This is a genomic window from Umezawaea sp. NPDC059074 (genome assembly GCF_042738955.1).
Classification (GTDB): domain Bacteria; phylum Actinomycetota; class Actinomycetes; order Mycobacteriales; family Pseudonocardiaceae; genus Umezawaea.
Genome location: NZ_JBHYHC010000073.1, coordinates 36,113 through 45,652, shown reverse-complemented (window position 1 = coordinate 45,652; position 9,540 = coordinate 36,113). Strand labels below are relative to the sequence as shown.

The following is a 9,540-nucleotide window of genomic DNA, read 5'->3' as shown; positions in this document are numbered from 1 at the left end:
TAAATTTGTGGTGGGGGGGCACTCTCTTTGGACCGCCTTTTGAGCCCGACAATGGCCTAAATGTGGGGTCCCCATGTAAAATCGGCCACAGCACGCTGGAAATCGCAGCCACTGACCGACCATGCTGGGACGAACGCCGCTGGCCGACCTGAGCTGGAACGAGCCAGCCCTACCCCAACTCCCCAACCCCAGCAAGCACCTGCTCCCGCAGGATGTCCACATGCCCGCAGTGATGCGCCAACTCCCGCAGCACCTGGAGGTAAACCCACCTCAACGTCCGAGGCCCCATCCGATGCCCAGTAACCACATCGTCCAACGACACCCCGGCCACCACCCCCCGAGCCGTCACACAAGCCTCCCGATGAGCGGCCACAACGGACGAGATCGTGTCTCCCGAATCCACCCGATAGGACTCGTCCGCACTCCCCACCACCCCCAACTCCGCCCGGCTCCTCCCCCCGACGCACTCCTCGAACCACACCCTCTGCATCCACGTCACGTGCTTCACCAACCCCAGCAACGTGGTGGCCGAAGGCACCAACCTCCGCCGAACCTGCTCCTCGCTCAGCCCCTCAAGCGCAGCGTCGAACACCCCGCGGTACTCCTCGACAAAAGCCTCCACCTGCGCCCGTTCCCCCTCCAACGGCACGTCGAAAGACCCCATCGCTCCCCCTGATCACTCCGCCCGGCTCCAGGCCTCAGCCAACCCCACCTTCCCCCCGGTCCGCAACAGCGACCCGGTGTACACCCGACTCGCCCCCAGCACGATCACCACCACCGTCACCGCCAGAATCCCCATGGACAGCAACGCTTCCCACACCCGAGCGTCCCCGGTGAACATCCGCACCGGCATGGCGACCGCAGCCGAGAACGGCACGTACGACAGCACCGTCATCACCGTCTGGTTGTCCGAGAAGAACTGCACCCCGAAGTACGGCCCCATCACCAGCAGCATCGCCAGGCCCATCGTCGACCCCAGGTCCTCCTGTCGACTGACCAACGCGCCCGCGACCGCCCACATCGCCGCCAGCAACACGAACCCCAGGCACAGGAACGGCACGAACCACCCCAGCGCGGGCGCCACGACCGCCAGCAGCTCCGACTGCCCGCCGAGCCGCAACGCGATGGGCGCGGCCAACGCCAGGACCACCACCTGCCCCATCGTCAGCAGCACGTGCCCGAGGATCTTGCCCGCCAGCAGCGCCCGGATGGGCACGGTGGACACCAGGATCTCCACGATCCGCGTCTGCTTCTCCGTCACGGTGCTCTGCGCGATGGCCGCCCCGCCCATCCCGAACAGCAGGAAGAACAGCGCGAACACCAGGATCACCAGCGTCCGCACGCCGGGGCTCACCGCGGACGGGTCCAGCAGGTCCACCGGTGGCGCGGCCACGAGTTGCCCGACCACGTCCGACGGCGACTCGTCGAGCGCCACCACCCGCACGCCGATCGCGGACTCCCCGGTCGTGTCCGGCACGATCGCCGCCTCGACCTCGTCGGCCCGCACCAGCCGCTCGGCCGACGCCAGGTCGGGGACCTCGCGGACCTCCACGTCCTTGCCGGACAACACCTTCACGGCCTCGGACCCGACGGCCGCGACGACCGGCTTGTCCCCGCCGAACACCGAGGGCAGCACCGCGATCGCGAAGAGGCCCAGCACCGTGACCAGGAACCCGATCCAGAACCCCTTGGTGCGCACGAGAACGTTCATCTCCCGCTCCGCCACCAACCACGTGGCCGAAGCGAACGTCGCCCTGCTCATCAGACCACTTCCTTGAAGATCTCGTCCAACGTGGGCACGACCGCCGTGAACCCGCGCACCGCCCCGCGACCGACGGCGGCGGCCAGCACGCGCTGCTCCGCGTCGGCCTCCGACACCTCGAAGACCGCCCTCGGCCCGTCCAGCTCCACGACCCGCGCGCCGGGGACGTCGCGCACCCACCCGGCGTCGGACTCCACCACCAGCTCGAACCGCGCGGTCCCGTGCCGGGCCCGCAACTCCTCGCGCGACCCGCTCGCCGCGATCCGCCCCTTGGAGATGATCACGACGTCGTCGCACAGCCGCTCGACCACGGCCAGCTGGTGGCTGGAGAACAGCACCGGCACCCCGCCCGCCGCCCGCTTGCGCAGCACGTCCAGCACGATCTCGACGGCGATCGGGTCGAGGCCGGAGAACGGCTCGTCCAGGATCAGCACCGCGGGGTCGTGGACCAGCGCGGCGGCGATCTGCACGCGCTGCTGGTTGCCCAGCGACAGCGCCTCCAGCTTGTCGTTCGCGCGGTCGGTCAGCTCCAGTTCCGCCAGCAGCCGGTCGGTGTTGGCGCGCGCGGCCGCCCGGTCCATCCCGTGCAGCCGACCGAGCCACGTGATCTGCTCGGCCACCTTCATCTTCGGGTAGAGGCCGCGCTCCTCGGGCATGTAGCCGAACCCCGGCCGCTGCTCCTCGGTGACGGGGCCGCCGTTCCAGCTCACGGTGCCGCCGTGCGGCGCGAGCACCCCGAGGATGATCCGCATCGTGGTCGTCTTGCCGGACCCGTTCGCGCCCAGGAACCCGGTCATCCGTCCGGGGCGGACGTCGAACGTCACGTCGTCGAGCACCCGGTGGTCCCCGAAGCTCCGGCTGATCGAGGTCATCGTCAACATGCCGGCAACGCTATTCGGGATGATCGGCTTCCGCGTCCTGCGCACGACCCACCGGAGGGTCGTCCTCACGACCCACCCGGCACGACCACCCCGTTCTCGTACGCGTAGACGACGGCGTGCGTGCGGTCGCGCAGGCCGAGCTTGCCGAGCACGCGGGACACGTGCGTCTTCACCGTGGTCTCGCCGAGGTGCAGGGCGGCGGCGATCTCGGCGTTGCTGACCCCGCGCGCGAGTTCCACCAGCACCTCGAACTCGCGGTCGGTCAGCTCGGAGGGCCGGGTCTGGGCCGCGACCGCGGGCGTGGTGAACCGGGCGATCACCCGGCGGGTGACCTCGGGCGACAGCAGCGCGTCCCCGCGCGCCACCACCCGGACCGACTCGACCAGGTCCTCCGGCGAGGCGTTCTTCAGCAGGAACCCGCTGGCCCCGGCCCGCAGCGCCTCGAAGAGGTAGTCCTCGCGGTCGAACGTCGTCAGGATGACGACCTTCACGTCGATCCCCGAGCCCAGGACCCGGCGGGTGGCTTCCAGCCCATCGACCCGAGGCATCTGCACGTCCATCAGCACCACGTCCGGCCGCAGCCGTTCGACCAGCTCCACGGCCTGCTCGCCGTCCCCGGCCTCGCCGACCACCTCGATGTCCGGCTCCGTCCCGAGGATGACCCGGAAGCCCGCCCGGACGAGGTCCTGGTCGTCCGCGAGCACCACGCGCAGGCTCATGCCCCACCGTTCCCGCCGGTCGGCAGGCTGGCGCGCACGAGATAGCCCGCGCCCCGCCGTGGACCGGCCTCGAACTCGCCGCCGTGCACGGACACCCGTTCCCTCATCCCCACCAGTCCGAACCCCCCGCCCGCGGCCGCGGCGCGACCCTTGCCGTCGTCGGTCACCTCGACCTCCAGCGCCGTGTCCAGGTACCGCACCCGGACGTCCGCTTTGGACGCCCCCGCGTGCTTCACCACGTTCGTCAACGCCTCCTGCACCACCCGGTACGCCGACAGCGCCACCCCCGGCGGCACCGGCCGCGGCTCGCCGTACGTGCCGTGGCCGACGTCCAGCCCGGTCGAGCGCGCGGTCGCCACCAGGTCGGGCAGCTGCTCCAGGCCCGGCGCGGCCGTGACGTCCTCGGCCGGTTCGGGGTCCGCGCGCAGCACGCCGAGCAGGCCGCGCAGTTCGCCGATGGCCGTGCGAGCGGTCTTCTCGACGGTTTCCAGGGACGTGCGGGCGAGGTCGTGGTCGGTGTCGAGGACCCGGCGCGCGGCGCCCGCCTGGATGCCCATCACGGACACGTGGTGCGCCACGACGTCGTGCAGGTCGCGGGCGATGCGCATCCGCTCGGCCACGATCGCGCCGCGGGTGTTCTGCTCCTGCGAGAGGCGGAGCTGGTCGGTGCGGAACTCGAGTTCGGCGAGCCTGCGGGCGGAGAGCCACGCCAGTTCGCCGAAGAAGTACGAGGAGAGGAAGTACAGCAGGTTGAAGCCGATGCCGTAGAGCACGGACGCGAGCACCGGGTCGAGCGGGCCCGCCGCGTGCTCGTAGTCCCCCGCGGGGCCGACCATCAGGAACCGGACCAGGCCGAAGCCCAGCCAGGCGAACATGGCCACGACCAGACCCACCCGCACGACGACCGCGCGGCGGCGGTCCGGGGCCCACCCGCCCGCGGTGAAGATCGCGAGGAACAGGACGATCGACGGGACGAAGTTGTCCCCGATCTGCCGGGCCTGCGCGGCGATGAACAACGCGCCCACGACCAGCAGCACGACCAGCGGGTAGCGCCGCCGCACCACCAGCGGCACCGTGAGCGCCACACCCCACGCCATCTGCTCGCCCAGGTGCGGCGGCTTGCCCAACGCGAACGCGCCCATGCTGTTGACCAGCACGGTCATCAGCACCCCGCCCGCGAGGACGGCGAGTGCGACCCACACGTCCTGCCTGCGCTGCCGGGGCGTGGGCGGCGGACGCCGCCACTCGCTCCACACCGGTTCCGTCGTCCCCATGGGGGTGAACATAACCGGACGGGAGCGGGCTCTCAGACCTCGCCGGTGCGGAACCGGTCCAGGACTCGGCGTTCCCGCTTGGTGGGGCGGCCCGCGCCGCGTTCGCGCTTCGCCACCGGCGCGGCCACCACCGGAGGCGGCGGGGGCGTCCGGTCGATGAAGCACGTCGACGCGTCCGCGGCGCCCACGCGCTTCTGGATCACCCGCACGACCTCGACGGTCTTGGTCACGTCGCCCACCCTGGCGCGGACCTCGTCGCCCGGTGACACGGTCGTCGCGGGTTTCGCGGGGTTGCCGTTGATCCGGACGTGGCCGCCCCGGCAGGCCGCGGCGGCGTCGGGTCGGGTCTTGGTCAGTCGGACCGCCCACAGCCAGCGGTCCACGCGGGTGGACTCCACGTCGTCCATGATGGCCTGCCCGACGGGACGGCGCCCGCGCGGGCCCGCCTCAGTCCAGGCAGTCGAGGACCGCGCGCAGGTAGCGCTCCGAGCGGTCGGAGCCGATGATGCCCGGCGCCATCCGGTTCATCACGTAGCTGACCGTGAGCCGCCGGTCGAGGTCCATGAGGATCAGCGAACCGCCCCAGCCGCCCCAGTAGCAGGCCTTGCCCTGCGGCACGTACGGCACCGTGACGGTCTCGGGCAGCGCGAAGCCGATGCCGAACCGCAGCGGCACCCCGAGCACAAGGTCCACGCCGTCGCTCTGCTGGTCGAAGATCACGTCGATGGTGTCCGGCGACAGCAGGCGCACGCCGTCGACGGACCCGCCCAGCGCCACCGAGCTGAGGATGCGGGCGACCGAGCGGGCGTTGCCGTGGCCGTTGATCGCGCCCATGTCCGCGTGCCGCCAGTCCGGCGTGTTGGCCACGCCCGCGTCCAGCGCGCCGGAGGAGAAGGTCTTGACCATGGGGCTGTCGGGGTCGAGGGCCGCGAAGTCGAACGGCAGCGGCGGCGGGGGGACCACCGGGGCGATCCGGGGCCAGTCGGCCTCCACCGCGCCGATCTGGAAGTCCGCGCCCAGCGGGCCCGCGATCTCCTCCGCGACGAACGCCTTGAGCGGCTTGCCGGTCACCCGGCGGACCAGTTCGCCGACGAGGTGGCCCTGGTTGCTGGCGTGGTAGCCCGACACCTTGCCCGGCTCCCACCACGGTCGTTGCGCGGCAAGGCGGGCCGTCGAGGTGTCCCAGTCGTACAGGTCGGCGACGGTGAACGGCTGGTCCCAGCCGGAGACGCCCGAGGTGTGGCTCAGGACGTGGCGGACCTCGACGTGCTCCTTGCCGTTCGCGGCGAACTCGGGCCAGTACTTGGCGATCGGGGCGTAGGGGTCCAGCAGGCCGCGGTCCACGAGCATCAGCGCGGCCAGGTTGGTGACGGTCTTGGTGGTGGACCAGACGTTGGTGATGGTGTCCTCGGTCCACGGGCTGGTGCGCTCGGCGTCGCGCCAGCCGCCCCAGATGTCCGCGACGGTCGTGCCGTCCAGGTCCACGACGATGCTCGCGCCCAGTTCGTTGCCGGACGCCAACTCCGCGGCGAGGGCGTCCCGCACCGGCGTGAAGCGCTCGTCCAGGTCTCCCGACACTTCGACCATGGTCGTGGTCCCTCCGTGCGACGTCCGGCCGACGGCGGTGACGGCCGAGCGCGGTGCAACGCCTCACACCGGTGACACATCGATGCAACGTGATGCCGCGCACGTTGCACGATGTCATGGGACACTCCCCTCGGGCAAGGGGTGGAGGGGTGGTCGTGGAGGACGGGAGCACGGCGTTGCGCCGGGCGCTGGACGGGGAGTGCAGGCCGACGGTGCTGGACGCCTTCGCGGCCGCGCGCAGGCGGTTCGCGGCCGGTGAGCGGATCGACATGCAAGGACTGGCCGACGAACTGGGGGTCAACCGGGTCACGCTGTACCGGTGGGTCGGGTCGCGCGAGCAGCTGATCACCGAGGTGCTGTGGTCGGCCACCCGCAAGAGCTTCGAGGCCTACCGCGCGGCGCACACCGACGGGCCGCGCGCCGCCGTGGCGCTGACCGCGTTCGTGCGGGACGTGAACGCCCACCCCGGCATGAGGCAACTGCTCCGCGACGAGCCCGCGCTCGCACTGGGGCTGTTGACCAGTACCTCCGGCGACTACCAGCACCGGTACCTGCTGCTGATCCGCGAGTTGATCGCCGAGGACCGCGCCGCCGGTCTCGTGTCGAGCGAGATCCCGTTGGACGACCTCGCCTACACCGCCGTGCGCATCACCGAGTCGTACATCCACACGCAGGTGCTCATCGGCGAGCCGCCGGACGCGCGGCGGGCGGAAGTCGTGCTGCGGGTCCTGCTGCGCTGACGCGGGCGTGTGGGAGCATCGGCGGATGCTGCTCGAACTCGCCGTGGGCGACGCGTACGGGGCCGGGTTCGAGTTCGCGGACGCGGAGTTCGTCCTGGCGCACAACACCTTGCGCGGCTACGTGCAGAACCCGGTGTACGCGGGGCTGCGGCCGGGGCGGTACACCGACGACACGCAGATGACCATCGCGGTCGCCGAGGTGGTGGCCGAGGGTGGCCCGTGGACCGCGCCGCGGTTCGCCGACGCGTTCGTGCGGGCCTTCCACCGCGACCCGCGACCGGGGTACGCCAAGGGCTTCCAGGCGCTGCTCCCCGAACTGGCCGACGGAACGGCGCTGCTGGACCGGATCCGGCCGGACAGCGACAAGAGCGGCGCGGCCATGCGGTCCGGGCCGATCGGGTTGCTGTCCACAGTGGACGAGGTGCTGGAGTGCGCCGCCGTGCAGGCGCGGATCACCCACGACACGCCGGACGGCGTCGAGTCCGCGCAGGCCGCCGCGCTGGCCGCGCACTACTGCCACCACGGGCTCGGGCCGGTGGCGGAGGTCGCCCGCTGGGTGGACGCTCGGCTGCCGTCGGGCGGTTGGGCGACGCCGTGGACCGGCGAGGTCGGGTCGAAGGGGCGGATGAGCGTGCGGGCCGCGCTCACGGCGTTGAGCACGAGCACGGGCCTCGGGTCGCTGCTGCGGGCGTGCGTCGCGTTCACCGGGGACGTGGACACGGTGGCGACGATCGCGCTGGCCGCCGGGTCGCGGTCGGCGGAACTGGCTCGGGACCTGCCTCCCGCGCTGCTGGCCGACCTGGAGCGCGGGCCGTACGGCCACGACTTCCTGGTGGCGCTGGACAACGCTCTCCTGGGGTGACATCGGGAATCCCGATCCCTCGGCGCACCGCGGAATAAACCGTATCTCCCCGCCCGCCGAGCGCTTCTCTACTTCTGCGCCGTGCCCCTGAACACGGCACCGAAGAAGGGAACACCGCAGTGCGACTACTGAGACCCGTCCTGGCGTCCCTCGCCGCAGCCTCGCTCGCCCTCGCGATCGGCGCGGCCCCGGCCAACGCCTCCGACCCCAAGCCGGACACCGCCGCCAAGGCCAGTGCCCAGGGTTCCGCCCCCGCGGACGCCGGGCGCAAGGCGCCGCTGGTCAGCCAGGCGGTGGACGTGGCGTCGTCGACCATCCAGACCCGGATCGTCGACTACGTGAAGACCCGCGGCACCAAGTACTCCTTCGGCAGCTACGCCGACCCGAACACCGGCAAGGTCGTCATCGAGACCGACGCGCCCTCCGACGTGGTCTCCTCCCTGGTCGGCACGTACGGCACGGTGGTCGACGTGCGCAAGCACGAGGTCACCGACCTGTTCAGCCGCCGCGACGACGTCCCGGCGTTCTGGGGCGGCGCGGGCATCACGCTCACCGCGCCGAACGCCCAGTGCTCCTCCGGCTACACCGTGCAGAACTCGGCGGGCACCCGCTTCCAGGTGACCGCGGGCCACTGCTTCAGCAACGGCCAGACGGCCGTCACCGAGCTGGGCGGCCGCGTCGTCGGCACCATCAGCGGCAACGGCCTCCCGTCGCAGGACATGGAACTCATCAGCGGCCAGTCCTACGGCGCGTTCATCTACCTGGGCGGCGTCGACAGCGGCACCGGAGCGCACATCCTGTCCGCGGCCGACCCCGTGGTCGGCTTCGCCGACTACTGCCACAGCGGCCGCACCACCGGCGAGAACTGCGGCCACACCGCCACCAGCGTCACCGCCACGGTCTGCACCTCCAGCGGCTGCAAGTCGCCCGTGACGGCGTTCACCGGCGGCAACCTCCCGCAGGGCGGCGACTCCGGGGCCCCGTTCTACGTCGGCAGCGTGTCCGCGCCCGACAAGCACATCCGCGGCCACGTCATCGCGGGCGGCGGTGGCACGGCGTACGCGGAACTCTGGAGCCGCGTGAGCACGCGGTTCGGCGTCACGATCGCGACCTGAGCGACCACCGCGACGTGAGCACGCGGCCGGGGGTGGCCGTCGCAGGACCCACCCCCGGTTCGCTCACGTCACGTCGAGCGGCCACGGACCGCCCACGGCGACCGTGCTCGTCCCGCTCCGGTTGACCGCGACGAGGGCGAACACCTGGTAGGCGCCCGCCGCCAGGGGTTCGCCCCCGTCGCACTCCCGCAGGCTCCCGGTCGCCGGGAAGTCCGCGCTCGCCCCGGCGGGGAGGTCGAGGGGCTTCGCCACCAGGTCCTTCGGCAGCGAGGCCCCCACGACCTTCCCGTCGCGCACCACGACCACGTCGGCGAGCTGGGACGTGTCCCCCTTGATCGCCTCGCCGTTGTTCGTCACCGTCACGGTCCCGGCGAACGTCCCACCGCCCCGTTCCGCGCTGGTCGGGAACCGCCCGACCAGCGCCAGGGTCTTGGTCGCCGTCAGCCCGTCGGCCCGTTCCCCGCATCCGGGAACCGCCTGCACCGCGTCACCTCCGCCGGTCTCGACCGTCCTCCCGCACGCCACCAGCACCACGGCGGCCACCAGTGCGATCAACGCCCTCATGCGACACCTCGCTCCCACCTGCCGGACGGAACGACC

General features: G+C 71.8%; 11 protein-coding genes. 3 read left to right on the top strand and 8 right to left on the bottom strand.

Features of this window, described 5'->3' with window-relative positions; genetic code table 11:
- Window positions 1-169 precede the first annotated feature (169 nt).
- From ACFWW9_RS28640 to ACFWW9_RS28610, 7 genes are all read right to left on the bottom strand, one after another.
- Window positions 170-664: a DinB family protein gene (locus ACFWW9_RS28640; RefSeq protein WP_390384245.1), complete on the bottom strand. Its 495-nt coding sequence runs from the start codon at window positions 662-664 to the stop codon at window positions 170-172.
- A 12-nt stretch (window positions 665-676) separates the two neighbouring features.
- Entirely contained in the window at window positions 677-1,762 is a 1,086-nt protein-coding gene (locus ACFWW9_RS28635) for an ABC transporter permease (protein WP_390384243.1), read from the bottom strand.
- On the bottom strand, window positions 1,762-2,643 hold the full coding sequence (locus tag ACFWW9_RS28630) for an ABC transporter ATP-binding protein (RefSeq protein WP_390384241.1): 882 nt from the start codon (window positions 2,641-2,643) through the stop codon (window positions 1,762-1,764). Before ACFWW9_RS28630 ends, ACFWW9_RS28635 begins: the two co-directional genes overlap by 1 nt.
- Window positions 2,644-2,708: 65 nt before the next feature.
- Complete coding sequence (locus ACFWW9_RS28625) at window positions 2,709-3,362, bottom strand: response regulator (RefSeq protein WP_390384239.1); 654 nt, start codon at window positions 3,360-3,362, stop codon at window positions 2,709-2,711.
- Window positions 3,359-4,636: a sensor histidine kinase gene (locus ACFWW9_RS28620; RefSeq protein WP_390384237.1), complete on the bottom strand. Its 1,278-nt coding sequence runs from the start codon at window positions 4,634-4,636 to the stop codon at window positions 3,359-3,361. Before ACFWW9_RS28620 ends, ACFWW9_RS28625 begins: the two co-directional genes overlap by 4 nt.
- 32 nt (window positions 4,637-4,668) lie before the next feature.
- The gene (locus tag ACFWW9_RS28615) at window positions 4,669-5,034 is read right to left on the bottom strand and encodes an RNA-binding S4 domain-containing protein (protein WP_390384247.1); all 366 of its coding nucleotides are present in this window, start codon (window positions 5,032-5,034) and stop codon (window positions 4,669-4,671) included.
- A 49-nt stretch (window positions 5,035-5,083) separates the two neighbouring features.
- On the bottom strand, window positions 5,084-6,223 hold the full coding sequence (locus ACFWW9_RS28610; RefSeq protein ID WP_390384235.1) for a serine hydrolase domain-containing protein: 1,140 nt from the start codon (window positions 6,221-6,223) through the stop codon (window positions 5,084-5,086).
- Between the two features lie 155 nt (window positions 6,224-6,378).
- On the opposite strand from ACFWW9_RS28610, the gene ACFWW9_RS28605 reads away from it, so the two are divergent.
- The 3 genes from ACFWW9_RS28605 (at window position 6,379) to ACFWW9_RS28595 (ending at window position 8,940) form a co-directional block, all read left to right on the top strand.
- Window positions 6,379-6,963 (top strand): QsdR family transcriptional regulator, encoded by a 585-nt coding sequence (locus tag ACFWW9_RS28605; RefSeq protein WP_390384232.1) that lies wholly within the window; start codon window positions 6,379-6,381, stop codon window positions 6,961-6,963.
- Window positions 6,964-6,988: 25 nt separating this feature from the next.
- Window positions 6,989-7,825 (top strand): ADP-ribosylglycohydrolase family protein, encoded by an 837-nt coding sequence (locus ACFWW9_RS28600; protein WP_390384230.1) that lies wholly within the window; start codon window positions 6,989-6,991, stop codon window positions 7,823-7,825.
- A gap of 119 nt (window positions 7,826-7,944) precedes the next feature.
- The gene (locus tag ACFWW9_RS28595) at window positions 7,945-8,940 is read left to right on the top strand and encodes a hypothetical protein (RefSeq protein ID WP_390384228.1); all 996 of its coding nucleotides are present in this window, start codon (window positions 7,945-7,947) and stop codon (window positions 8,938-8,940) included.
- A 63-nt stretch (window positions 8,941-9,003) separates the two neighbouring features.
- Here ACFWW9_RS28595 and ACFWW9_RS28590 read toward each other — a convergent pair whose 3' ends face one another.
- Complete coding sequence (locus tag ACFWW9_RS28590; RefSeq protein WP_390384226.1) at window positions 9,004-9,504, bottom strand: hypothetical protein; 501 nt, start codon at window positions 9,502-9,504, stop codon at window positions 9,004-9,006.
- Window positions 9,505-9,540: the final 36 nt, after the last annotated feature.

What these genes read in the sequence shown, in the direction of transcription:
- ACFWW9_RS28635 (WP_390384243.1), bottom strand. Translation starts at nt 1,762, where the DNA reads ATGAGCAGGGCGACGTTCGCTTCGGCCACGTGGTTGGTGGCGGAGCGG.
- ACFWW9_RS28590 (WP_390384226.1), bottom strand. Translation starts at nt 9,504, where the DNA reads ATGAGGGCGTTGATCGCACTGGTGGCCGCCGTGGTGCTGGTGGCGTGC.
- ACFWW9_RS28640 (WP_390384245.1), bottom strand. Translation starts at nt 664, where the DNA reads ATGGGGTCTTTCGACGTGCCGTTGGAGGGGGAACGGGCGCAGGTGGAG.
- ACFWW9_RS28630 (WP_390384241.1), bottom strand. Translation starts at nt 2,643, where the DNA reads ATGTTGACGATGACCTCGATCAGCCGGAGCTTCGGGGACCACCGGGTG.
- ACFWW9_RS28610 (WP_390384235.1), bottom strand. Translation starts at nt 6,223, where the DNA reads ATGGTCGAAGTGTCGGGAGACCTGGACGAGCGCTTCACGCCGGTGCGG.
- ACFWW9_RS28620 (WP_390384237.1), bottom strand. Translation starts at nt 4,636, where the DNA reads ATGGGGACGACGGAACCGGTGTGGAGCGAGTGGCGGCGTCCGCCGCCC.
- ACFWW9_RS28600 (WP_390384230.1), top strand. Translation starts at nt 6,989, where the DNA reads ATGCTGCTCGAACTCGCCGTGGGCGACGCGTACGGGGCCGGGTTCGAG.
- ACFWW9_RS28625 (WP_390384239.1), bottom strand. Translation starts at nt 3,362, where the DNA reads ATGAGCCTGCGCGTGGTGCTCGCGGACGACCAGGACCTCGTCCGGGCG.